This window comes from Fundicoccus sp. Sow4_D5, assembly GCF_052116365.1.
Lineage (GTDB): Bacteria > Bacillota > Bacilli > Lactobacillales > Aerococcaceae > Fundicoccus.
In genome coordinates, this window is record NZ_JBQKLF010000006.1 from 1 (window position 1) to 23,042 (window position 23,042).

General features: G+C 37.8%; 24 protein-coding genes, 1 rRNA gene and 1 pseudogene. 5 read left to right on the forward strand and 21 right to left on the reverse strand.

Annotation, left to right across the window (positions count from 1 at the left end):
* From ACTQ45_RS07985 to ACTQ45_RS08000, 4 genes are all read right to left on the reverse strand, one after another.
* Positions 1-1,018 (reverse strand): 16S ribosomal RNA (locus ACTQ45_RS07985); the annotation flags it as partial.
* A 1,143-nt stretch (positions 1,019-2,161) separates the two neighbouring features.
* On the reverse strand, positions 2,162-3,505 hold the full coding sequence (locus tag ACTQ45_RS07990) for a glucose-6-phosphate isomerase (protein ID WP_441752695.1): 1,344 nt from the start codon (positions 3,503-3,505) through the stop codon (positions 2,162-2,164).
* 31 nt (positions 3,506-3,536) lie between these two features.
* Positions 3,537-3,938, reverse strand: coding sequence for a CvfD/Ygs/GSP13 family RNA-binding post-transcriptional regulator (locus ACTQ45_RS07995; protein ID WP_441752697.1), 402 nt, complete (start codon positions 3,936-3,938; stop codon positions 3,537-3,539).
* A 49-nt stretch (positions 3,939-3,987) separates the two neighbouring features.
* Complete coding sequence (locus ACTQ45_RS08000) at positions 3,988-4,572, reverse strand: peptidylprolyl isomerase (protein WP_441752699.1); 585 nt, start codon at positions 4,570-4,572, stop codon at positions 3,988-3,990.
* Between the two features lie 162 nt (positions 4,573-4,734).
* On the opposite strand from ACTQ45_RS08000, the gene ACTQ45_RS08005 reads away from it, so the two are divergent.
* The 3 genes from ACTQ45_RS08005 to ACTQ45_RS08015 all read left to right on the forward strand — a co-directional run bounded on the left by ACTQ45_RS08005 (position 4,735) and on the right by ACTQ45_RS08015 (position 7,020).
* Entirely contained in the window at positions 4,735-5,250 is a 516-nt protein-coding gene (locus tag ACTQ45_RS08005) for a divergent PAP2 family protein (RefSeq protein ID WP_441752701.1), read from the forward strand.
* A gap of 226 nt (positions 5,251-5,476) precedes the next feature.
* Complete coding sequence (locus ACTQ45_RS08010; RefSeq protein WP_441752703.1) at positions 5,477-6,490, forward strand: NAD(P)/FAD-dependent oxidoreductase; 1,014 nt, start codon at positions 5,477-5,479, stop codon at positions 6,488-6,490.
* Between the two features lie 2 nt (positions 6,491-6,492).
* Positions 6,493-7,020, forward strand: a complete 528-nt coding sequence (locus ACTQ45_RS08015; RefSeq protein ID WP_441752705.1) for a phosphatidylglycerophosphatase A family protein — start codon at positions 6,493-6,495, stop codon at positions 7,018-7,020.
* A 47-nt stretch (positions 7,021-7,067) separates the two neighbouring features.
* Here ACTQ45_RS08015 and ACTQ45_RS08020 read toward each other — a convergent pair whose 3' ends face one another.
* The 5 genes from ACTQ45_RS08020 to ACTQ45_RS08040 form a co-directional block, all read right to left on the reverse strand.
* Positions 7,068-7,721, reverse strand: a complete 654-nt coding sequence (locus ACTQ45_RS08020) for a TIGR01906 family membrane protein (protein ID WP_441752706.1) — start codon at positions 7,719-7,721, stop codon at positions 7,068-7,070.
* Position 7,722: 1 nt separating this feature from the next.
* Entirely contained in the window at positions 7,723-8,493 is a 771-nt protein-coding gene (locus ACTQ45_RS08025) for a TIGR01457 family HAD-type hydrolase (RefSeq protein ID WP_441752708.1), read from the reverse strand.
* A 16-nt stretch (positions 8,494-8,509) separates the two neighbouring features.
* Positions 8,510-9,274: a YutD family protein gene (locus tag ACTQ45_RS08030; protein WP_441763445.1), complete on the reverse strand. Its 765-nt coding sequence runs from the start codon at positions 9,272-9,274 to the stop codon at positions 8,510-8,512.
* Between the two features lie 3 nt (positions 9,275-9,277).
* Positions 9,278-10,702, reverse strand: a complete 1,425-nt coding sequence (locus ACTQ45_RS08035; protein WP_441763446.1) for a bifunctional metallophosphatase/5'-nucleotidase — start codon at positions 10,700-10,702, stop codon at positions 9,278-9,280.
* Between the two features lie 119 nt (positions 10,703-10,821).
* Positions 10,822-11,457, reverse strand: coding sequence for a hypothetical protein (locus ACTQ45_RS08040; RefSeq protein WP_441752714.1), 636 nt, complete (start codon positions 11,455-11,457; stop codon positions 10,822-10,824).
* A 416-nt stretch (positions 11,458-11,873) separates the two neighbouring features.
* Here ACTQ45_RS08040 and ACTQ45_RS08045 point away from each other — a divergent pair, with 416 nt between their 5' ends.
* Positions 11,874-12,071, forward strand: coding sequence for a hypothetical protein (locus ACTQ45_RS08045; RefSeq protein ID WP_441763447.1), 198 nt, complete (start codon positions 11,874-11,876; stop codon positions 12,069-12,071).
* A 279-nt stretch (positions 12,072-12,350) separates the two neighbouring features.
* Positions 12,351-13,196 (forward strand): DegV family protein, encoded by an 846-nt coding sequence (locus tag ACTQ45_RS08050; protein WP_441752716.1) that lies wholly within the window; start codon positions 12,351-12,353, stop codon positions 13,194-13,196.
* Between the two features lie 165 nt (positions 13,197-13,361).
* On the opposite strand, the gene ACTQ45_RS08055 is transcribed toward ACTQ45_RS08050, so the two are convergent.
* From ACTQ45_RS08055 to ACTQ45_RS08110, 12 genes and pseudogenes are all read right to left on the reverse strand, one after another.
* Positions 13,362-14,507, reverse strand: coding sequence for an alpha/beta fold hydrolase (locus ACTQ45_RS08055; RefSeq protein ID WP_441763448.1), 1,146 nt, complete (start codon positions 14,505-14,507; stop codon positions 13,362-13,364).
* A gap of 63 nt (positions 14,508-14,570) precedes the next feature.
* Complete coding sequence (locus tag ACTQ45_RS08060; RefSeq protein ID WP_441752719.1) at positions 14,571-15,353, reverse strand: hypothetical protein; 783 nt, start codon at positions 15,351-15,353, stop codon at positions 14,571-14,573.
* Positions 15,354-15,544: 191 nt separating this feature from the next.
* Positions 15,545-16,054 carry a methylated-DNA--[protein]-cysteine S-methyltransferase gene (locus ACTQ45_RS08065; RefSeq protein ID WP_441763449.1) on the reverse strand — a complete coding sequence of 170 codons (510 nt, stop codon included), beginning with the start codon at positions 16,052-16,054 and terminating at the stop codon, positions 15,545-15,547.
* A gap of 25 nt (positions 16,055-16,079) precedes the next feature.
* The gene (gene argF / locus ACTQ45_RS08070) at positions 16,080-17,084 is read right to left on the reverse strand and encodes an ornithine carbamoyltransferase (RefSeq protein ID WP_441752723.1); all 1,005 of its coding nucleotides are present in this window, start codon (positions 17,082-17,084) and stop codon (positions 16,080-16,082) included.
* Positions 17,085-17,104: 20 nt separating this feature from the next.
* Positions 17,105-18,304 carry an arginine deiminase gene (arcA, locus tag ACTQ45_RS08075; RefSeq protein ID WP_441763450.1) on the reverse strand — a complete coding sequence of 400 codons (1,200 nt, stop codon included), beginning with the start codon at positions 18,302-18,304 and terminating at the stop codon, positions 17,105-17,107.
* Positions 18,305-18,406: 102 nt separating this feature from the next.
* Positions 18,407-18,928, reverse strand: coding sequence for a signal peptidase I (gene lepB, locus ACTQ45_RS08080; RefSeq protein WP_441763451.1), 522 nt, complete (start codon positions 18,926-18,928; stop codon positions 18,407-18,409).
* A 131-nt stretch (positions 18,929-19,059) separates the two neighbouring features.
* Positions 19,060-19,656 carry an alpha/beta hydrolase gene (locus tag ACTQ45_RS08085; RefSeq protein WP_441752729.1) on the reverse strand — a complete coding sequence of 199 codons (597 nt, stop codon included), beginning with the start codon at positions 19,654-19,656 and terminating at the stop codon, positions 19,060-19,062.
* A 24-nt stretch (positions 19,657-19,680) separates the two neighbouring features.
* A pseudogene (locus ACTQ45_RS08090) lies at positions 19,681-19,902 on the reverse strand (GNAT family N-acetyltransferase); the annotation flags it as partial.
* A gap of 73 nt (positions 19,903-19,975) precedes the next feature.
* Positions 19,976-20,590 (reverse strand): flavin reductase family protein, encoded by a 615-nt coding sequence (locus tag ACTQ45_RS08095; protein ID WP_441763470.1) that lies wholly within the window; start codon positions 20,588-20,590, stop codon positions 19,976-19,978.
* A 25-nt stretch (positions 20,591-20,615) separates the two neighbouring features.
* Positions 20,616-21,509 (reverse strand): VOC family protein, encoded by an 894-nt coding sequence (locus tag ACTQ45_RS08100; RefSeq protein WP_441763452.1) that lies wholly within the window; start codon positions 21,507-21,509, stop codon positions 20,616-20,618.
* 57 nt (positions 21,510-21,566) lie between these two features.
* Entirely contained in the window at positions 21,567-22,526 is a 960-nt protein-coding gene (locus ACTQ45_RS08105) for a VOC family protein (protein ID WP_441752733.1), read from the reverse strand.
* 77 nt (positions 22,527-22,603) lie between these two features.
* Positions 22,604-23,029 (reverse strand): MarR family winged helix-turn-helix transcriptional regulator, encoded by a 426-nt coding sequence (locus ACTQ45_RS08110; protein ID WP_441752734.1) that lies wholly within the window; start codon positions 23,027-23,029, stop codon positions 22,604-22,606.
* Positions 23,030-23,042 lie beyond the last annotated feature (13 nt).

The following is a 23,042-nucleotide window of genomic DNA, read 5'->3' on the forward strand; positions in this document are numbered from 1 at the left end:
TATGCAGGGGATGTCAAGACCTGGTAAGGTTCTTCGCGTTGCTTCGAATTAAACCACATGCTCCACCGCTTGTGCGGGTCCCCGTCAATTCCTTTGAGTTTCAGCCTTGCGGCCGTACTCCCCAGGCGGAGTGCTTATTGCGTTAACTCCAGCACTGAAGGGTGGAAACCCTCCAACACTTAGCACTCATCGTTTACGGCGTGGACTACCAGGGTATCTAATCCTGTTTGCTCCCCACGCTTTCGAGCCTCAGTGTCAGTTACAGACCAGAAAGTCGCCTTCGCCACTGGTGTTCCTCCATATATCTACGCATTTCACCGCTACACATGGAATTCCACTTTCCTCTTCTGCACTCAAGTGATTCAGTTTCCAATGACCTTCCACGGTTGAGCCGTGGGCTTTCACATCAGACTTAAATCACCACCTGCGCTCCCTTTACGCCCAATAAATCCGGACAACGCTTGCCACCTACGTATTACCGCGGCTGCTGGCACGTAGTTAGCCGTGGCTTTCTGGTTAGATACCGTCAAGCCGGTAACAGTTACTCTACCGGTTGTTCTTCTCTAATAACAGTGCTTTACGATCCGAAGACCTTCTTCACACACGCGGCGTTGCTCCGTCAGACTTGCGTCCATTGCGGAAGATTCCCTACTGCTGCCTCCCGTAGGAGTTTGGGCCGTGTCTCAGTCCCAATGTGGCCGATCACCCTCTCAGGTCGGCTATGCATCATCGCCTTGGTAAGCCATTACCTTACCAACTAGCTAATGCACCGCAGGACCATCCTTCAGTGACAGCCGAAGCCGTCTTTCCTCTTTAAGTCAGGTGACTCAAAGACCTATGCGGTATTAGCCATCGTTTCCGACGGTTATCCCCCGCTGAAGGGTAGGTTTCCCACGTGTTACTCACCCGTGCGCCACTCACGTCAAACGGAACAAGTTCCGTCGTCAGTGCGTACGACTTGCATGTATTAGGCACGCCGCCAGCGTTCGTCCTGAGCCAGGATCAAACTCTCATGAAAGAATTTGAATCTTAATAGACTCATTTAAATACTAGCTAATGATTTTTTATCCTGGTGGTCATCCAGTGTCTCGAAATTTATTCGGTTGTGTTTATCAGCCGTAGCCAATAAACTCTTACACATCTTGGTGTTTATCTTTGTTTAGTTTTCAATGAGCTTTGTGTCAGCTACGAATGTTTTGTTTCGCTGTGACAACTTTTATATAATAACATGAGTTGTTTTAAGTTGTCAACACTTTTTAAAAAAATGTTTTCGTCTTAATGTTTCATGTTTTTTATTTACTTGTTGTGTTGCTTCTTCAACAAGGTCTTAATCTTAACATTTACTTAATAATTATGTCAAGTGATTTTTCTAATTTTATTTAATTCTTTTCTTGTCGTAGTGGGCTTTGTTTTTCTATGCCCTCGTGACGACAAGGAATAATATAACACGAGTCTCTATTTCATGTCAACCTTTATTTCAATTTTGTTTAAATATGTTTTTGAAATAGAAATCAATAAAAGAGAGCCTCTGAATTTCAGAGACTCCCTCCGATTAAATAGACGATCAATTGTGTGACTCAAATAGTCAATATTACCCGAACCTTCACTCTGTCTCATCTATTTAACTTCCGTGAAAATACGTTCATATAGTAGTACTGATTTTATTACTGTAATGCTACGGAGTTTTTCATTTGTTAATTCAAATCTGCCTGTTCATTTCTATTACATGTTTTTGCTTTCCTTTTCATTAGAAAGTAAATCATTTGAAATTTCAAAGCGTGACATTCTAAATCTAACTTACTACTTATATATATCCGTCAGTACTACTTAGTATTTTCACTACTACACGAAGAAGTATTCTACCTCTCCTGCATATTTATAATACCATGTAAGCGTTAACAACGCAAGGGTTTTTCTTCATTAACTATCAGTTTAATGAATTCTTTAAACTTAAGTGAGTGTCATCTATTTATTTCCACTCTATTGATATTGATTGACTGCACTAGATTAAGTTCGCCTATCTCTTTGAAATTGATGCAATCAAAAAATCCACACTACCAAGAACATGCGCATTTTTTTTAACATCTACTACTTTATTGGAGATTAAAAAGTTTTTGATAAATAAAAAAAGAGTCGGAAATTCCGACTCTTATCCATAGCTTTATAAGCGTTCGTTTAATTCTGCTGCTAACTCTTCAAATCCTGGTTTACCTAATAAAGCAAACATGTTGCGTTTGTAATCTTCTACACCTGGTTGATCAAATGGATTTACTCCGTTTAAGTAACCAGAAATTGTCACTGCTTTTTCAAAGAAGTAGATTAATTGTCCTAGAGAATGCTCATCTAGCGCTGGGATGTTAACTAATAAGTTTGGTACATTTCCATCCGTATGTGCTAATAAAGTCCCTTGGAATGCTTTTTTATTGACGAATTCAATAGTCTCCCCTTCTAAGTACTGTAAGCCGTCCAAATCTTCTTTCATAGAAGGAATAGAAAGTTCATGGCGAGATTTCTCTACATTTATCACTGTTTCAAACAAATTACGAGTCCCGTCTTGAATACTTTGTCCAATTGAATGTAAATCAGTCGAGAAGTTAGCGCTCGCTGGGAAAATCCCTTTGCTATCTTTACCTTCTGATTCACCAAATAATTGTTTCCACCACTCCCCGAAATACTGAAGTGCTGGTTCATAGTTTGCAAGAATTTCGACATCTCGCCCTTTACGATATAACATAGTACGTAAAGCAGCATATTGATAGGCTTCGTTTTCCTCTACTTTTGATGAACTATAATTATTCATGGCAAAAGCAGCACCTTCCATTAATTTATCAATATCGCCTCCGGCTACAGCAATTGGTAATAAGCCTACCGCTGTTAAGACTGTAAATCTTCCACCAACACCATCTGGAATAACGAATGATTCGTAACCTTCAGCGTCTGCTTCGCCTTTTAATGCACCACGAGCTTTATCTGTAGTAGCATAAATACGTTTTACAGCTTCTTCGTGACCATACTTTGCAATGAGTTTTTCTTTAAAGACTCTGAATGCAATCGCTGGTTCTGTAGTTGTTCCGGATTTAGAAATCATATTCACTGAGAAATCACGATCGCCAATTAATTCAACTAAATCATTTAAATAAGTCGAACTGATACTGTTTCCAGCAAAGAAAACTTGTGGGTTTCCTTTTTGACCTTTATGGATGTTATAGAAAGAGTTGTTTAAAAATTCAATTGCTGCACGCGCACCTAGATACGATCCACCAATTCCAATAACAACTAAAACTTCTGAATCTTGACGAATCTTTTCTGAAGCTGCTTTAATAGCTGCAAATTCTTCTTTATCATAATTTTCTGGTAAGTCTACCCAATCAGTATAATCACTACCCGCACCAGTTTTGTCATGTAATTGCTTGTGCGCTAGTTCAATGTAAGGTGCTAATTGTGTTAATTCATGTTCACGATAAAATGGTGTTGCTTTTGAATAATCAAATGTCAATTTTTCCATTTTTCCCACTCCTTAATAACTTTTATTATAATTAAACTCTAACTTTATCTGTAAAATCATCTTGCTCTATCTCTTTAAGAGCTTCGTCAATCCATTGCGGCATCTTTTTGGCTAGGCTACTAAATCCGATGTTAGGTGCGTAACGCTTGCGGCGTCTTTTTGAACGCGCAGGATACGGCGGTATATTTAATTTTTGCAGAACACGCATTGACAAACTTATTTTATTAGTGAATTCATCGATATCGATAATCATTACTTTAAGTTTTTGGCCAATTTTGACAAATCCATCAATTTCCGTCATATAGCCGTGACGGCATTCTGAAATGTGAATCAGACCTTGTTCGTTTTCTGATAAACTTATAAAAACGCCATAATTTTGTATTCCTGTTACTTCGCCTTCAATAATGTCGCCAATTTTAAATTTTGTAGTCATTATTGATACTCCTTTGATGTCCTTGTAGTGCTACTATTTATCGCTGGAATTACTTAACGGTAATACTTTCGATTATAATATCTTCTTTGGGTTTATCCATGAAGCCTGTTTCACTGTTTTGGATTGCTTCAACAATGTTCATTCCATTTAACACGTGGCCAAAGACAGTATGTTTTTGGTCTAACCAAGGGGTGCCGCCTTTTTCGGAATAAGCTTCAATAATAGGCTCTGGAAAACCAGCTCCTTTTAATTGGCTTAACATTTGTGCTGGTACATTTGGTGCCGTAACAATAAAGAATTGACTTCCATTTGTGTTAGGTCCAGCATTGGCCATTGATAATGCTCCGTATAGGTTGAATAAGTTTGGAGTAAATTCATCTTCAAAAGATTCACCATAAATGCTTTCGCCACCCATACCTGAACCTGTCGGATCGCCACCTTGGATCATAAAGTCTTTAATAATACGGTGGAAAATAATTCCATCGTAGTATCCTTGTTTTGCAAGTCCAACGAAGTTTGCTACTGTTTTAGGGACTAAGTCTTCAAACAAGACTAACTCAATGTCCCCTTTATTAGTATGTAATACGACTTTTCTTTCAACACTCGATAAATTTAATTGCGGAAATTGTTCCATTTTGTTGTATGCTCCTATTCTCTAATTTAATGGGTTCATTCAAAAATAAACACTCATTAGTAGTTTACACTAAATGTTAAAAGATTTTAATAGTTATCGCCCTTTATTTTTGATATGATTAATTTAATAAATAAAATCTATGAAAAAGGATAATGATTCTAGATGAACTTACCATTATTAACTGCTTTAATAGCAATCTTCTTCACCCAACTAATCAAATATCCCATTTCTCTTTTTTTTAATAAAAAAGGTGCAAAAATTGATATTGTGACTTCCACTGGTGGTATGCCGAGTTCTCATTCGGCTGCTGTAACCAGCTTAATCACAGCACTTATTTTTGAATATGGTTTCTCTTCCCCTCATGTAGCCATTGCGACAATTTTCGGGGTCATTATTATGTTTGATTCAATGGGTGTACGTCGCCAAAGTGGAGAACAAGGAATTGTTCTCGATATACTAATCCGTCGTCATTTAGCAGAAACTGGTCAGCTAGTTGAAATGAACGACTCTTCATATTTCAATACGAATGAAGATAACCCTGTTTTGAATCAATACCATATAGAAGATTACGAACACATGATCATCAAAAAATACCTTGGACATAAACCAACGGAAGTCATTGGTGGTATTATGACTGGTGGTGTCGTAGCTTTTGTTTGTCGTATGCTGTTTGCTTAAACTTTGTATACCTTATCTATAGTAACCTACTGCGGTTTTTCAGTAGGTTTTTATTTTTTTCAATTTTGCTTTTCAATCGTCCTTTCTGTATTTTTTTTAAGAGTGATTTCTTTCATCTATAAATGGAGCCACCTTTCTTAAAACACTTCTTGATTTGCAGCCAACAGAAATGTTGCTATAATCAAGGCAGAAGGATTTTGTAATAATTGATAGAAAGAGTGATTCCTTGAATCCTAATGAAAATATGTATGATATCACAATTATCGGTGGTGGCCCTGTCGGTTTATTCGCAGCTTTTTATGCGGGTATGCGGCAAGCTAAGGTTAAGGTCATTGATAGTTTAGAAAATCTAGGTGGACAGCCTGCACACCTTTACTCTGAAAAATATATTTATGATATTCCTGCTTACCCTGCCATTACAGGCGAAGCATTAACCAATAATCTAATTGAACAATTGGAGCGTTTCGATACGACCTTTTGCTTGGGAGAAGAGGCCTTAAGTGTCGTAAGATTTGAACCTGAAATTGATGTGCCCTATTTTGAAATTGAAACATCCATAGGTAAGCATTTCTCGCGTTCGATTATTATTGCGGCAGGTAATGGCGCTTTCCAACCTCGTAAATTAAATGTGGATAACGCCACTCAGTTTGAAAACGGTAATTTACATTATTATGTTAATAATTTAGAAAAGTTTCGTGATCGTGTGGTGGCGATTTGTGGCGGTGGTGATTCAGCTGTCGATTGGGCACTTACTTTAGAGCCTATCGCTAAGAAAGTTTACATCGTCCATCGCAGAAATAAATTTCGTGCCCTCGAACATAGTGTGTCGCTCTTAAAAAGCTCCTCTGTCGAAATTTTGACGCCTTATGTTCCATTGGAATTACAAGGTGAGGGGCAAATAATTGACAAGGTTATACTAAACGAGAGTCGTACAGATAATGTACTCGCTCTAGACGTTGATGATTTCATTGTCAATTATGGTTTCTCAACTTCAATTGGCAAAATTAAGACTTGGGGTTTGGATACTGAACGCAATGCAATTAAAGTCAATCAACAACTTGAAACAAATATTCCAGGAATTTATGCGATCGGTGATATTGCTGATTATGTTGGGAAAGTAAAAATTATTGCCTCTGGTTTTGGCGAAGCGCCACAAGCAGTCAATAATGCGTTGCTATATATTGATCCAGAAAATGTTACACCGTCGATTCACAGTACAAGCCTATTCGAAGGAGAATGATTATGAGTCCAAATGAAAAATTACTGAAAAAGAATATTTTACGCGAGCATGCTGTCTCACTTTTAAACAAGCGAGGCGTTGAAATTACCGATATCGCTGATATTGTCTTTGAATTACAGAAAGTTTACGTTGATGATTTAACACATGAATTTTGCGTTCACAATATCAATAAAGTTTTGGATAAACGTGAAGTCCAAAACGCTGTAATTACAGGGATTGAATTAGATATTGCGGCTGAAGATGGACATTTGTCTCCTGTCTTGAGCGATTTATTACTTCGTGATGAAGGTTTATATGGTATTGATGAAATTCTTTGCCTTAGTATTGTTAATGTCTATGGATCAATCGGACTGACTAACTTTGGTTATGTCGACAAATTGAAACCAGGGATTATTGGCAAGTTAAACGATGAGAAAAGCAATAATTGTAACACATTTATCGATGACATAGTGGGTGCCTTAGCTGCTGCAGCTGCTAGTCGAATTGCACACTCACAGCCTCAGGTCGAAGATCTAAGCACTGAAAAGTAATTATTTTAAATATTTAACAAAAAAAAGGTGGAGCACATTATGTGTCTCTACCTTTTTTGTCGTCTTTTGGGTTTGTTTTCATATAGAGCAAACACTCTGAAAACATAAATAATTAGTTCATATAATAAAATGGCTATGACGAAGAATAACATAAAGAGCCCTTCAGGTAAGACAGTGATTACTGGGTCTGTTACCGGACTAAATAGCCATAAATCATTTCGAAATAATAACTCATGGAATAAAATGAACACTTTGTCAAAGGCAATCACAATAAAGAAAAGTAAAATTAATGGGAAGCTAACCGCTAATAAGAACCAGCGTTCCATCCATGCTTGTTGCTTGGTTTTATGTAGCCAGAAAATAGTAGCGATAGACACCAATAAGCCAATCACTGCTAGTACAAAGCACATTAGAAAAAGAAATTTCACTTCTTCAAAGTGAAACAAACCACCTTCAGAACTACTGAAATACTTCATCTCTAGTGTCTCAACTGCTGGATTCGTCAAATAGCCTAACAGTGTATGATAGTTATCCATTAATTGTTCGCTCGTTAGGCCAGATATCGTTGTTAAATCAAAGCCTTCAATTGCTAATCGGTAAACTAGAGGAGATGCAAATACTACTCCAGTTACTGCCATCGCTAACGCTGTGAGAATAAAACTTAGCGTGGCTAAAAATTGCTTCGTATAAAAAATAATCATACTAAAACACCCACTCAGATAAATTTTCTAATACATAGGTAGGTTGTATTGGTAAACTTGGGACATCGTCTCGACGGGTCACCCCCGTCAATACCAATAAGGTATCCACCCCTGCATTAATACCAGCCAAGATATCTGTTTCATATTTATCGCCAATCAATAAAACGTCTGTTGTCTTTAAGTTTAATTCTTCTAAAGCTGCTTTAACGATTAGAGCGTTCGGCTTGCCCATTACTAACCCCTTTTTGCCAGAGGCTACTTCTAAGAATGCTGTTAAAGCGCCTGAACTTGGCATAATCCCTTTTTCAGTTGGTATTGTTTGATCCGCGTTAGTCACCAAAAATTCGGCTCCATCACGAATTGCCGTCGCTGCTAAAGCAAGCTCTTCATAAGTTGCTTGACGATTTAAACCTTGAACAACCACATCAGCTTTTGTATCAAGCGTTAATTGAAAGCCCGCTTCTTCCACTTGTTGATGTAACGCCAGTTCTCCTACAACATGCACTACTTTCCCTAAACAATTCTCCTTCATATAGGCGATAAGAGCTTGTGTCGAAGTGTAGACATTTTCTGAACCAATTGGCAGCTCATAATTTTCACGTAAGTTTTCAACGATTTCTTGGGTTGTTCGAGTCGCATTGTTTGTTAAAAACAGGAATGCTTGGTCCCGTTTCTTCAATTCACGGATAAACTGTTCCGCTGACGGAATTCGTCTTGTCCCGTAATATAACGTCCCATCTAAATCAATTAAATACCCCTTATATTGCTTCAATCGCTCACTCCTAAATTTAGTTCTCCACTTTGGGATTTGCTTTCTTCTTAATAACGAAGGCTTTTTTATTGACTGTTTGCGACTGCCCTTTAGTCTGCTTCGTCTTTTCAGTCGTCGGTTTAGCTTCAGTTGCTTTGATTACATTGTTTCCTACTTTAGTAGGCAATGCTTTACGAGCAGATTGGTTCACTTGATTTCGAATTTGAAATTCCTCTTTTATCTCTGTCGTTTGTGGCATCGATGCATTACGTCCTCTCTGCTGACGTTTTCGTCGACGATTCTTCTGATTAAAAGAAGGCGCTTTTGTCGCAACAATTGGCTCATTTGAACTTGCAACATCTGCTAGAGGGACTGTATTCGTTTTAGTTCGTGATACATATTGTTGATATTTTTCAAGTGCTGAATCTTTCGCAATCACAAAATACTGACAGCCAAAATTACAGTACTCTTTTAAATAATCATCTAAAAAATTAATGGTTTGGTCACGTGGCACTTTCCTCTGATTCACTTGGTAAAAACCTCTTAGGCGTAACTGCTCATAGCCCCAATCACCCACGATAAAATCAAACTTATCAAAAAAATCTTGGTAACGTTGTTCAAAGGCATCAATTTTAAAGCCTTCGCGATAGTTAGTCACGATTTGGTAGGTTTGATTTTTAATTTGAATATGATCATCATCAATTTGATGTATGTCTTTTGTTATTTCTGTTGTCTCATTGGCAATGTCTGTTAAGATTGCTTCAAGTTGACCAGACATACTATTTTCTATTTGTTTAGACATCTTTTAGTCCTTTCTTGTATCTGTTAATGGATATTTTTTTCGTATATAATCCCCTACAACATGACGAAGAAATTCTGGGAATAATAATTGAGGTGAACCATAACTCGCAATTGTAGGGAAAAATGGAAGGAACCAGTAATGATCAACTGCCGCCACACGGTAGGTCTGGCGTTTATCGATTGCTTCTTCGCCAGCATACCACTGACGGGATTCTTCTTGATAAGTTAAGCCTTTCAAGACAAATTCGCCAAAGATTTTCCCACGAAAACCCATCCCACTAATTAAACGGTATCGTAAGTCATCCTCTTGACTCAATAGTTCATCTATTAGTTCAAGCAAATGCTCGCCAGAAAATGTCATCACAAGCAAATGCATAGAATGTGGTAAAGCTTCATGCAAGTCATTCTCTGTCACAAGGCCAGCAGGTAAATCTGATAAAAACAGACCCGAACTCAACACGCCAATGCTTGTATTCGTTGAATCACAAATAGCATCGAGTGCGAGTTGGATAAAAGAATGAGTCCCTTGCGTCTGTCCTGCAGTCATATAATGTGGTAAATGTGCGATTGGTTGTTTTTGTAAAAACTGTCGCCCTTGTGCTTCAAAACTATCCGAAATAGGGATTTCGGTTAAGTCTCTCAATTGCTCGATAGATGTCACACGACACTCAATTTTCCAGCGCCGCTTGCTCTTTTCCCACATTGCTTGTCGATTATTTGGGAGCAGTTCTAACTCAATATGTCCGACATAATGTCCATATTTACCAGCGGCAGCTAAGGTCGAATGATGAACTTCTTCACCCTCATGTAATACATGATGAGTATGACCCCCAATAATCAAATCAAGCTGGGGGAATTTTTGAGCTAATAGGCGATCATCCTTTAAGCCCAAATGAGATAAGACAATAATTAAGTCAACTGCCTGGTTCGACCGTTGAATATTTCTTAATTGTTGTTCCAAGGCATCAAACGGATCTACTAAATCATATTGATTCAGCGTATAAGTTGCATAAGGTGCCGTCAAGCCTATAAACGCGATTCGATGTCCTTCGATTTCACGATAGATTAATGGACTAGCCCAACGAGGGTAGTCATAAGTTCGACTGTCCAATAAGTTCGCAAGCGTTACTTCAAATTCTGCATGAGAGTATAAATAGTCTAATTGATTATTTGTAAAGTTTAAGCCCTCGTTATTACCTATCGTTACAACATCATAAGCCGCCTCATTAAATAAATCGACCATGACCATACCTTGACTCGCTTCAACCATTGGATGAACGGTATCTAAAGCATCACCAATATCGACCAATAAAAAGGGCTCATGTTTTTGAGTGAAATAGGCTTGTTGAAGTTTAAGATACTCACGGATGATAGGCCAATTTTCTAAGTGCCCATGTAGATCATTCGTATGAAGAATATTAAGTTTCATCACATTCGCCCCTTTCTATAAGTTTATTATATCAGAATTTCCAGGCAATTCACTAACATTGAAAAATCAAATTGGGCCCTACTCACATTTGTGAATAGAGCCCAGGTAATTCATGTCGATTAAGCTGTTGGTGCTGGAATTAAACTTCCAAGAACGATTAATAAAATAATAACTAAAATCCCAACGCCAGCTAGAGGCAAGATATATTTGTTCGGAATTTTAGGAATTGGATACGTGATTACAAAACCTGCACCTAAACCGATGAAAACGATTGCCCAAATATATTGGAAAATCTGCAACTCCATCACATAACCTAATAAAGAGACTAAAGGTAAAGCAATAGCGGCAACTTGTAGAGGTAAACCTTTATAAGCGTTTTCTGGTAATTCCCCTAGAAATCTTTCAGAACGATTGAAATGTGCTAAACGAATGGCAACTGCTAATAAGTAAAGAGCCATAATGAAAACGCCCGCTACTGATTGAAAGGTTAATTGTACAAGTAAAGCTGATGGCAATAGACCATATACAACCATATCTGCTAAAACGTCTAATTCTAATGCGAAAGAAACTTGTGCTTCATCTCTTTCAAAAGTTGCTCCCAATCGGTAAGTAAAAATACCAATAATTGCCGCTATAATCAACGACACTAGCGCATATTGAGTCTCACTAATAAAAGCAAAGCCGACACCCACTGCACCGAAGAATAATCTGAGTAAAATAATTACATTTGATTGATGTAGATTTCCTAGGAACATTTAATCCACCCTTTCTCTATATAACTTGCTTTTTATATTCACACCTTTATTCTACTCTGTTTTAACCGCTTTACGCAAGCGTTTCACGCTCTTTTCCACATCTTTAACACAACTGTAATTAATAATTGGTTAGAATTCGATATAAACCATGTTATTTTTATTTTCACTAACTTTTATAATTTAACAAAGCCGCTGACTATGCCTCCCTCTATTGAAAGAGTTTATCCACATCAGCCAACCTTTAAACCAATTAGGTATCACTGCCTGACTTATGCGAACTATCGGCTTAAAATCCGTAACGAATCGCAGCTGGATAAGTCATGGTATTGACGTATTGACAGACTTCTCCCAGGTGATCCTACTGGTTGGATGGTAACCCTAGAAGTGGGCGTTGACAGTGCCTGATCATTAAGCAAATGATAGAAAGACTGAATGTCCGCTTGATTGACCTGCATGAACACGCATTTACTAAACAACTGTTTAGCGTCGAATGTTGTGTCATAAATACTTTACCCACTTTTGCCGGTATCTCAATAGCACAATTGAAGGAACACCTAATCAAAAATGCTCGCATTAACCTACTTACTACTGAAGAATACTTAACAGTTTACTAAGTCACATCGCAAGATAGTGACAGAAACAAGCAAAACAAACACGAATATTTGGACCAAATAGACTATTTAGCTGCCCTATTAAACAAAGAAACATTAGAATAATCATTATGCACTAAGTGTGTAACAAAGATATTTACTGCACTCCAATCCCTTTACTCAGCAAATGCACAAAGTTCAAATGCTTTCTAGCTATAAATTATGTGTTATAATAGAAGTGTACATAGGATATACATGATTAATGTGTATTTAAATAAATAAATTTTAATTGAGGTGCTATATATGAAATGGAAAATTGTCACTGATTCAGGTTCTGATCTCAGACAAATTGATAACTTAAACGAAGACGTAGCATTCGAGTCTGTTCCTTTAATGTTAAACATTGGAAATAAAGTATACGTCGATGATGAAAAAATCGATATTTCAACTTTAATGGATGCAATGGAGGGAGAGTCGGCTGCCGCTTCTAGTGCTTGTCCTGCACCAAATGCTTATGCTGAAACTTATAAGGGCGCAGAAAATGTAATCGCCTTTACACTTTCGTCCAACTTATCTGGTAGTTATAATAGTGCGTCTTTAGGACGCGATTTAATTTTAGAACAACATCCCGAGGCTAATATTTTTGTTTTTGACTCACTATCTGCTGGTTCTGAGATTAATATGCTCATTCGCAAAGCCGTTGAGTTAGCCAATAAAGGCGTCACCTTTGATGAAATGGTTGCAGAATTAAAAGCATACCATGAACATACGACCGTCTCTTTCTTACTAGAATCAGTTGATAACTTAGTAAAAAATGGACGTGTTAATAAGATTGTTGGACAAATGATTGGCTTACTAGGTATCCGTTTAGTTGGACGCCGAACGGAAGAAGGTAAAATCGAACTTGCCCATAAATCTAAAGGAACTAAACGCGCAATGCGTACCCTTTTTGATGAAATCATTTCTAAAGGCTATCAAGGTGGCACAATGGAAATCTCACACGCAATGAATGAAGAAGGCGCTGAGACATTTAAAGCCTCTGTTCTCGAGCGCTTCCCCAATGCAGATATTACAGTTATTGGCATGAGTGGTCTATGTAGTTTCTATGCCCAACGTAAAGGGTTGATTATCGGTTACGTCACTAAATAGCCATTAACCAACTGGAGATCCTATCTCCAGTTTTTTGGGGGAAAACAAGTTTCCCTTATGAAGGTTTTCGATTTTCAATCAAAGATGTCGTGCCCTTACACTGACGCCTCTTCGTTGCTTAACAATATAATAGCCAAAACGAGGACCTGATAAGGCCCTCGTTTTTTATACACTATAGATAAAACCGATTAATTTATTTACGTATGATTTCAAAGCGTTGTCGTGATCTAAATAAGTTTGGTGTTTGCTCTCTGGGATTAAAACGCGTTCAACATTAGGTAAATAATAACCTGCAGTAAAAACCCCCTCTTTTTGGACTACATTATCCTCTCCTGCTCGAATCAACAACACAGGTATGTTTACTTGATTTAAACGATCTGGTTTTAAAATCGCATGAGTCGTATCAAATGCTGTCTTAAGCCAATTCAAACTCCCCCCTTGCGTTGGTAAAGTATGGTTCGTCAAATTCACTTTATGAAAATATTCTTCACGAATCTGTGAATTAGAAATCGCTTCTTCTGGTGTTTCATTATAAACTGTATGACGACTTGGCTCAAAGGCTTCCGTAGTTGGGATATAATGACGACCATAGCCCAGTTTTGTCATCAGTTTAGTATACAAATAGGTAAAGGACTGGGGATACCTGCCTGTATCAATCATAAACATTGGCGTATTAAGAATCGCTCCATCCACTTCATTGGCATATTGTTCAATGTAAGATGTGGTGACTGCTCCCCCCATTGAATGACTGAAGATAATTAACTTTTGCCCTTTGAGTAAGATGGGGCGAGCAACTTGATCAATGACTGCTTTAAGATCTAGGACATATTCATTGAAGTTTTGAGAATCTATTTGCGTCTGTTGAGGTGTTAATTTAGAGGCACCGTGGCCTCTTTGATCATAAATTATCACTTGGATCTTGCTTTGTAACAAGTAATAAATAATTTCTTGAAACTTTTCTTTATATTCATTAAAACCATGAACAATCGTAACCGTCGCTACCGCGTCATCAAGAACATAAGCGTCATACGCTAATGTATAGTCTCCACGCTTTAGCTCTCCCTTTTGGACTCGCTTTGATAAATAAGGTACTACCTTCTCATTCATTTCAATTGTATAGTTGGCTTCCATTACCCAATCCAGAGCCAATTCATTACTCATAGCCTCATCTTTAGTGACGTTTAGAATGTGTTCATCTGGTTCATCAACTATTAATGGATACTTTCTTTGATAGTAAGTGTGGTATAAGCCTGCACTAGCAAGTCCTAAGCTTGCAATTTTTGATAATGTTTTAACTGTTTTTTTCGGCATGTCAAAATCCCCTTTGATTAAAACTCTATAGTATGAACCAATGCTTTATTCTGTGATCGCTTTCTACTCAATTTGAGTATCTAATAATAAGACAACTACAAGACGAACATAAGACGCATTTTCCATTTGGTAATCACTTGGCTCAGCATGAACCCATGCATAAATCCCATGATAATTTTGATACAGCTCTGTTTCTAAACTCTCTTGAAAGACTCCATATATATAATCAGCTAAAATCTCACTATTTTCCCAAGTTTCCAAATGAATATCTTCTGCGGCTATATATAATTCATACAAATTTTCTCCCAAGCGATATTGTGGTTCGATAATCTCAGGAAACAAACTATAAAAGGAGAAGCCGTCAACTGTACTAGAAGACAAATAGTGATAAGTGCCTAGTTCTAGGGCTCTTGCTCGCGAGCCATCCGCAAGATAGCTTGCGACCGAACTATTAGTTGAACCATACTCCATTCGAAACTCGTTAATCTTATTTGTTAAAAAGTCGTTCACTTCTTCGGCATTAAAATTTTGATTAAATCTCTGCGCTCTTTCTATGGCTAATTGATAATTTGGATGTGCCTTCACCTCGTCAGAAATCCGCTGTGGTTGTGTGTTGCCCGGAAAAGATATCATCTCAGACGATGTTCCAGTAGGTTGGTCAAGTTCTATATTCCCTTGCATTCCTAAGACACTTTGTAAAATCACATTCACGGATTCAATAGTTGATAAATTTTCATCTGCAAATGTCGCATCAATCAGTGGACGATTATATAAATAGGTAACACCTAATATTAGCAAGATAAAAGTCAATTTAAAATAAAAACTTAGCGGTACTTTACGCTTCATAAACCCAATCCTTTTACTTATTTTATCCTGATTCAGCTATGAATTTCAGATAAATTCTTCTCTATTATTTTAACACATACATATGAAAAAAAGATGAACTAAATAAAAGCTTATTGCTTACGCACCACAAGACCATTGCTTGCTGTAGATAAAAACAGCACTTAGCTTTTTATGCTAAGTACCGTCTTTCTTTATCGTTTAAACGTCATTTTCTCTATTGCTAATAATGTACGTTTCATCTCTAGTCCCCCGTTATAACCACCTAAGCGTCCATCTTTAGTCAATACTCGGTGACAGGGCACTATAATCGATAGGGGATTTTTCCCAATAGCTGATCCTACTGCTCGAACAGCCTGTCGGCAGCCAATAGCTTGAGCCACTTCTGAATAACTTGTCGACATGCCGTAAGGTATTGTTAACAAGTGATTCCAAACCGCTTGTTGAAAGCTAGTTCCCCATTGAAAATCTATGGGACAAGTAAACGTTTCTCGCTTTCCACTTAAATAATCATCTAACTGATCAACAGCATATTGCGTTTTGTTGGCGTCAACGATCCATTCAAAGCGTATTTTACTTTCTAGTAATGCCTGCACTTTCTCGAATGGTTCCGCAAAAGATCCGATATAAACGATGCCTTCATCACTGACAACTACAGGAATTGAGTAGTGTTTACTCCGGTGGACATATAGCTTTTTCTGCATTTTAACTCATCTTCTTTCTACGCTTTTAAAAAGATAAAGGCATAAACAGATTCCCATTCGTTGCTGCCATAACGGCTTTAGCAGTATGGAGTCTGTTCTCAGCTTGAGCAAATTGTCTAGCGTGTTTCCCTTTGAAAACTTCATCCGTGACCTCCATCTCGCCTATCCCAAACTTTTTTAAAGCCATTTGAGAGATCACTGTCTCATTATTGTGGAATGCTGGAAGACAGTGCATAAAGATTGCCTGGTCGTTTGTTAAATCCATTAACGCTTGAGTGACTTGGTAAGGTTTCAACAAATTAATTCGTTCTTCAAATTGCTCTTCCTCCCCCATCGACACCCAGACATCTGTATAAATGATATCTGCTTGATCCACTGCCAGACTAACATCTTCTGTAATCTGAATATGTGCACCTGAATTAAGAGAAAGTTGCTTAGCTTCATCTATCACATCCTGATTTGGAAACAGTAAACTCGGTGCAGCAATCGACACATTGACTCCTAGTAAAGCTCCCGTCACTAAGAGGCTTCGTGCAACGTTGTTACGTCCATCTCCGACATAAACTAATTTTAAGCCAGCTAATTTTCCAAACTCTTCTTTAATCGTCATATAATCAGCCAACATTTGCATGGGATGCCATAAGTCCGTCATCCCATTCCATACTGGAACGCCAGCGTGTTCTGCCATCGCTTCAATAAATTCCTGGCTAGATACTCTATATTCTATCCCATCAAACATACTACCAAATACTTTGGCAGTATCTTCAACCGTCTCTTTCTTGCCTAATTGAATATCATTAGGTCCAAGAAACTCAACCTTTGCACCTAAATCATTCGCCGCTACGACAAAAGAAGCGCGTGTCCGCGTCGATGTCTTATCGAATAATAAGGCAATATTCTGTCCTTTTAAATACTCATGAGGGATTCTTTCTTTTTTTAGACGTTTTAAATGAATAGAAAAATCAATTAGGTATTCTATTTCTTCACGACTAAATTCTTGAATTTTTATAAAATTTCGACCTTGGAACACGTGATCACTACTTTCTTAATTTAATCTCTCCAAATTGGCATACTCATACATCTTGGGCCGCCCCGACCTCTTACTAATTCACTTCCTTTTAGAACATGTAACTTAATTCCTGCTTCTCTCAGTTTCTGATTGGTGACTACATTTCGGTGATAAACGACCACTTCACCTGGGGCAATCGCTAAAGTATTTGAGCCATCACTCCACTGTTCTCTTGCTGCCACCACTTCGTCTCCGCCACCACCTCGAATCAGCGTTATTTTTTCAACACCTAAAGCTTCTGCTAAAACAACGGCCGCACCTTTATTAGTTACTTCTTCAACGTCGTCCCCCTGTGTTTCCTCAATGATAAATAATTTCATATCGCGTTCTATTTCTGGATGAATCACAAATTTATCATAATCCAACATTGTAAAGACTGTATCCAAATGCATAAACTGACGCTTGGCACTAATTTCAAAAATAATGATTTTACTAAACTGCGTCTCTTTAAATAGTGTATTCGCTAAGAGTTGGATAGCACTCAATTCCGTTCTTTGTGAGACGCCAATTGCTAAGACAGTTTCTGATAAAACAAGTATGTCTCCACCTTCAATACTTGCTTCCTTCGCTCGGTCATAATACACAGGAACCTGGTGATTACCGAAAGTTGGATGATGACGAAAAATCATTTCACCATATAAAGTTTCTCGCCTACGCGTGACAGAAAACATTCGATTAATTGTCACCCCTTGCCCCATTGTTGCGAATGGATCGCGTGTGAAATACAAATTAGGCATCGGATTTACAAGAAAGGAAAAGCACTCTGTTGGGGTAACCTCTGGGAATATCTCAGCACGTTTATAGCCTTCAATCGTTTTAGAAACGATGGCTTGTGTGTCTTTTAAAGAAAGTAAATGATTACGAATTAAATGAAGCGTCTCTTTATCCTCAATGGTCGTTTCTTCTAGCCATTGATCAACAAATGCTTCTGTTGCATTGGCAGCTTCTAGTGCTTCAACGACCAATTGATCCAAATATAAAACCTCTACACCATTCTCTTTTAATATAGCCGCAAACTGATCGTGCTCTGTTTGAGCATCTTCTAAAAATGGAATATCATCGAACAATAACTCTTCCAAATAGTCCGGCACTAAGTTTTCTAATTCTTTACCAGGACGGTATAAAATGACACTTTTTAATTTACCTATTTCTGACTTAACATTTATCTGTGACTGTTTCATCAAAACACCCTTTCTGACTTACCGGCATGAAGCTGATTAAATTCATCATATCATAGTCATTTCCTGGGTAAAAACAATAAGAATTTAAAAACCTAATAGAATCTACCTAATAACTCTCATTTGATCTAAGGGCCAGTAACTAAAAAATAATTCTGCATAAATGTCTGCTTCTTCAATCAAACCTAATTCTCGACTATCTGTTGAATTGCGGCGATTATCTCCTAATACAAAATAATACCCTTCAGGAATGACCTCTTTCACTTCAAAGTCATTAGTGAAGGAATGGATGTATTCTTCTTTCTTTAACTCCAAATAAGGTTCAGCATAAGCAATATTATTGATATAAAGTTGGTCACCTTCGTATTTTATTTGATCACCTGGTACTCCAATCACACGCTTGACATAATCTTTTGCTTCATTTGGTGCATTGAAAATCACAACATCGAACCGTTCAATGTTAAAATGTTGGAAACCCACTACTCGATTTTGGTCTTGAAGCGTGTAATCCATAGAGGCTCCTTCAACAATAAAATTTGCGAAAAAGAATTGACGCGCAATTAATAGGAATAGAATTAAGCCAAACATTAGTTTATACTCGTCTAACACTCTTAATATTTTTTGCATATCTAGGCTCTTTTACTTTATAGGCGTTTCATTCATAGAACAATTATATTCTATCATAAAATTAGAATTAAATGAGAGATTAATTAGTCTTATTCGCGAAAAAACACTCTGCTCGAAAGCAGAGTGTGTGTTTATTTATTCGCTAACCATTGTCTACCTGCAGATATAACGTGTGGATTGATTTCATGGCTTTTTACCCAAATGCCTTCTATTGAAGCGTTTCGCTCATTGAAAATCTCAATCACACGTTGACTTTCAAAAAGCGGAACAATTGGATCACTTTCTCCCATAGAAAGAAAGATTCTTACATCCTTTAGGTCATAAACCTTATCAAGTTCAACTGGATACATCGGCGCGAGTAACATCGCCTGTTTAAACAGGTTATTTTTACGTAATAACATGTTAATCGCAATGTTTGAGCCATTAGAAAAACCTAATAAAATCACGTCTTCCATAGAGAAGTTATATTTTTCACCTAATTCTTCTATGAATGCTAATAATTCTTGGCCTCTGACTTCTAGATCTGCTAAATCATAAATGCCTTCAGCCGTACGTTTAAAGTACCGGTTCATACCATTTTCATTGACTGTTCCTCGAATACCAATTACACCGTATTCAGAGTTCAATGCTTCAGCGACAGGAATTAAGTTATACTCGTCGCCACCTGTCCCATGTAATGTGATAAAGATTGGTTGACCTTCTTTACCTGGTTTGTAAATATACTCCATTATTAATTACCTCCTTACTGTTAGTTAGGCTAAGACATCTCCATATTTGTCTGGAAACTTAGCCATTCTTGCTTTTACGAATGGGCATAATGGAATCACCTTCAACTGATTTTCACGAGCGTATTCGACGACTGCATCCAATAATTGATCGCCAACTCCTTGTCCACGAAATTCGTCTCCAACACTCGTATGATCAACAATTATTTGCGAGTGACCTGTCGGTACAAAGGACATTTTAGCGCGTGTGTTTTCTTCATCGTTACCGACATAATCATATTTAGGCCTTTTTTAATTTGTTTAGTCATTTTTTCGTCTCCTTTTAAGAAGGTCGGATTAGTTCAAATACTTCTCCTAAACCTGCATAATCATTACCCGCTAAGCGACTGACAGGGGCTAAGACGTCAGCATCAACATAGCCTGTTTGTGGATCATAAACCGTTTCATCTAAGGAATAATGTACTACTTTTAATAATAACAAATCCGTAGTCACTTGCTCGTCTTCTTCAATGACCACATGATCATATAATTCTGTTTCGAAACGAACTTTTGCTTCTTTGATTCCTGGCACAGCAATTATTTGTGAACTTTGCAGGGTAAAGTTTGTTAATTCTAACTCACTTTCTTCTGGACCTAAAGCTGCAGAGGTTTTATTTGCTTCTTCTACATTGGATTGACTAACTATATGAACAACCGCTTGACGATTCATGAGAATATTCCTGGCAGTATCCTTCATCTCCCCTTCAACTCGTTGAACTGAAACAGAAACAATTGGCGGTCGATAAGTTACGATGTTAAAGTAGCTGAATGGTGCGATATTCACAATGCCTTCTTTCGACTGACTGGATACTAAAGCAATCGGACGTGGAATAACTGAGCCAACCATGATCTTATACTTTTCTTTTGCAGTTAGTTGTTCCGGTTTAAAGTTTAACAGTTTACTTCCTCCTCTATACACTTAATTAAGCATGTAATTCTGGTAAAGCCGCTTCGTAAGTTGCTCGATGAGCTTCATACCATGGTGGCAACATTAAACTAGAGCCTGCTTCTTCTTTCGTTTCATCAATGAAGAAGCCAGGGGTATCTGTCGCATATTCAAAGACGACGTCTCCTTTTTCTTTTAAATAAATCGCATCAAAATAGTGTCTTGATTTTATTTCTGTGACTCCGTAGCCTTCACGAGCAAGCCTGTCTTGCCATTGGCGATGACTTTCTTTATCTGGAACACTCCATGCAATATGATGGACTGTCCCTACTCCCCAACGTCCGTCGCGCAAGGCTTCACGTGGAATAATAATATGGTGTCTTTCTTCACCAATTGTCTCAAAGTGATAATAGTAATCGGTAGTCCCTGCTTCAACCAGTCCCATATCAGTCGTTAAGGTGTTAGCTGTTAGATCTGGCTGGCTAGATAATAAAACGGAGCCGTGGAAACCAATAATTTTAGTCGATTCTGCAGTTTCTTCTCCTTCAATAAGTGCTAAAGCAAGACCATGACGGTCAGTAAATTCAAGGGTCGGTTGATTAAATAAACCAGTCAATCGTGTATGTGTGTCATGTTTTTCTAAATGGCTTTGCCACTCATCAAGCGAATCTTTCGGGATTCTAAAAGCAATTCGCCCCACTTGACCACTTCCTACACGTCCATCATGTGCATTAACCCAGTTAAAAAAGGTCATAATTGTTCCTGGATTTGCATCGTCGTCTCCGAAGTATAGATGATATACCCCTGGTTCATCAAAATTTACGGTTCGTTTGACAAATTTTAGTCCTAAGACATCTCTGTAAAACTCTAAGGTTGTTTGGGGATGACCGACGATTGCTGAAATATGATGTATTCTTTTAATGGCTTCCATACTCTATGTTCCTTTCTATATAACGAGTCTATTGACGACTTTTAGTTCAAGTCGTTTTTAATGTGGTCTAGTTGTATCAAATGGGCGGATCGTTGCTTCAATTTCTTCACGCTGTCCTTCTAAGAATGGAGGTAAAGATAAGCTTTCTCCTAATGTCTCATAAGGTTCGTCACCCATGAAGCCTGGTCCATCTGTCGAAAGTTCAATTAGAATATGTCCAACACGAACATAAAGAGCTTCGAAGAAGAAGCGATCGACCCAACCTGAGTGTCTCAGACCAAGTTCATTATATTTCGCTTCCCAAACTTTAATGGCTTCACGATCTGCTACACGGAAGGCTACATGGTGAACTTGTCCATAACCTTGTTGACTTTGAGGGCCATTTTCGTCACGACGTAAAATCAGTTGTCCCCCGTTACCACCCAGTCCTTGTTCCAGAACAACCACATCATTTTCAGTAATGATCGTTTTCATGTCGTAAATCACTTCCATAAGATTTTTAAAATCATCGAAATAACTTACCGTTATTTCAATAGGTCCTAAGCCGTGAATCGCATATTCAACAGGTATCGGTCCATTCTTCCAAGCATGACCTGCTTCAACCCCCTCATCATTTTCATCTGAGAATAGTTGATAAGTTTGGCCATCTTCTTCCTCAAATGGCAGTACTTTCTTACCAAATAATTCTTGGATGCCATCATGTTTTACACCAAACTCATCGAAGCGTTTTAAGTAATAGTCTAAAGCCGCATCGGATGGTACTCTTAAACCAATTCGACTAATCGAGTTGGTCCCGTTTAATCCACGTGGATTGTTTGGAAAATCAAAAAATGTTAAGTCGGTACCAGGTGAACCAAAGTCATCCGCAAAAAATGTATGGTAAGTATGAATGTCGTCTTGGTTGACTGTTTTCTTTACCAGTCGCATTCCTAATACATCCGTTATAAATTTGTAATTTCTTTCGGCATCGTTTGTCATTGCTGTGACGTGGTGAATTCCAATTAAGTTGTGTGTCATTATTTTTTCCTACTTTCATTTAAGTTTTTAGTATAAGTGCCTTTATCTCGAAATCGAGGTATTTACTCAACTTAAAATTAGCCGTGACGGCTAATTTTAGCTAGAGTTGCTTGGAGCGCTCTTAGTTCTTCATCTGATAAACTCGCAAATCGATCAGCGATATGTTCTGCATGTTTCGGGAAAAGGCCATCCATCACTTCTTTACCTGCTGGAGTGATAGTTGCATAGGTCACACGTCGATCTTTCGAATCCGGTCGTCTTTCAATTAAACCTTTATTACACAGTTTATCGACAACATATGTTGTACTACTACTTGCGATTAAAATTCTTTCGCCTATTCTTTGAATCGGTTGTTCGCCACGATTGTATAGTAATTCTAAAACGGCAAATTCTGTTACGTTTAATCCAATTGTCGAAGCATCTGCTCTAGCAATCTGACTTAAAGCATTATTTGTACGCATAATAGCAATAAATAAATTTAACGATTCTTTTGTACGATCCATCGTAATATCCCCC

Excerpts from the sequence above, each read along its gene's own strand:
- ACTQ45_RS07990 (WP_441752695.1), bottom strand. The coding sequence starts at position 3,505 with ATGGAAAAATTGACATTTGATTATTCAAAAGCAACACCATTTTATCGT.
- ACTQ45_RS07995 (WP_441752697.1), bottom strand. The coding sequence starts at position 3,938 with ATGACTACAAAATTTAAAATTGGCGACATTATTGAAGGCGAAGTAACA.
- ACTQ45_RS08000 (WP_441752699.1), bottom strand. The coding sequence starts at position 4,572 with ATGGAACAATTTCCGCAATTAAATTTATCGAGTGTTGAAAGAAAAGTC.
- ACTQ45_RS08005 (WP_441752701.1), top strand. The coding sequence starts at position 4,735 with ATGAACTTACCATTATTAACTGCTTTAATAGCAATCTTCTTCACCCAA.
- ACTQ45_RS08015 (WP_441752705.1), top strand. The coding sequence starts at position 6,493 with ATGAGTCCAAATGAAAAATTACTGAAAAAGAATATTTTACGCGAGCAT.
- ACTQ45_RS08020 (WP_441752706.1), bottom strand. The coding sequence starts at position 7,721 with ATGATTATTTTTTATACGAAGCAATTTTTAGCCACGCTAAGTTTTATT.
- ACTQ45_RS08030 (WP_441763445.1), bottom strand. The coding sequence starts at position 9,274 with ATGTCTAAACAAATAGAAAATAGTATGTCTGGTCAACTTGAAGCAATC.
- ACTQ45_RS08035 (WP_441763446.1), bottom strand. The coding sequence starts at position 10,702 with ATGAAACTTAATATTCTTCATACGAATGATCTACATGGGCACTTAGAA.
- ACTQ45_RS08040 (WP_441752714.1), bottom strand. The coding sequence starts at position 11,457 with ATGTTCCTAGGAAATCTACATCAATCAAATGTAATTATTTTACTCAGA.
- ACTQ45_RS08045 (WP_441763447.1), top strand. The coding sequence starts at position 11,874 with ATGATAGAAAGACTGAATGTCCGCTTGATTGACCTGCATGAACACGCA.
- ACTQ45_RS08050 (WP_441752716.1), top strand. The coding sequence starts at position 12,351 with ATGAAATGGAAAATTGTCACTGATTCAGGTTCTGATCTCAGACAAATT.
- ACTQ45_RS08055 (WP_441763448.1), bottom strand. The coding sequence starts at position 14,507 with ATGCCGAAAAAAACAGTTAAAACATTATCAAAAATTGCAAGCTTAGGA.
- ACTQ45_RS08060 (WP_441752719.1), bottom strand. The coding sequence starts at position 15,353 with ATGAAGCGTAAAGTACCGCTAAGTTTTTATTTTAAATTGACTTTTATC.
- ACTQ45_RS08065 (WP_441763449.1), bottom strand. The coding sequence starts at position 16,054 with ATGCAGAAAAAGCTATATGTCCACCGGAGTAAACACTACTCAATTCCT.
- arcA (WP_441763450.1), bottom strand. The coding sequence starts at position 18,304 with ATGAAACAGTCACAGATAAATGTTAAGTCAGAAATAGGTAAATTAAAA.
- lepB (WP_441763451.1), bottom strand. The coding sequence starts at position 18,928 with ATGCAAAAAATATTAAGAGTGTTAGACGAGTATAAACTAATGTTTGGC.
- ACTQ45_RS08085 (WP_441752729.1), bottom strand. The coding sequence starts at position 19,656 with ATGGAGTATATTTACAAACCAGGTAAAGAAGGTCAACCAATCTTTATC.
- ACTQ45_RS08100 (WP_441763452.1), bottom strand. The coding sequence starts at position 21,509 with ATGGAAGCCATTAAAAGAATACATCATATTTCAGCAATCGTCGGTCAT.
- ACTQ45_RS08105 (WP_441752733.1), bottom strand. The coding sequence starts at position 22,526 with ATGACACACAACTTAATTGGAATTCACCACGTCACAGCAATGACAAAC.
- ACTQ45_RS08110 (WP_441752734.1), bottom strand. The coding sequence starts at position 23,029 with ATGGATCGTACAAAAGAATCGTTAAATTTATTTATTGCTATTATGCGT.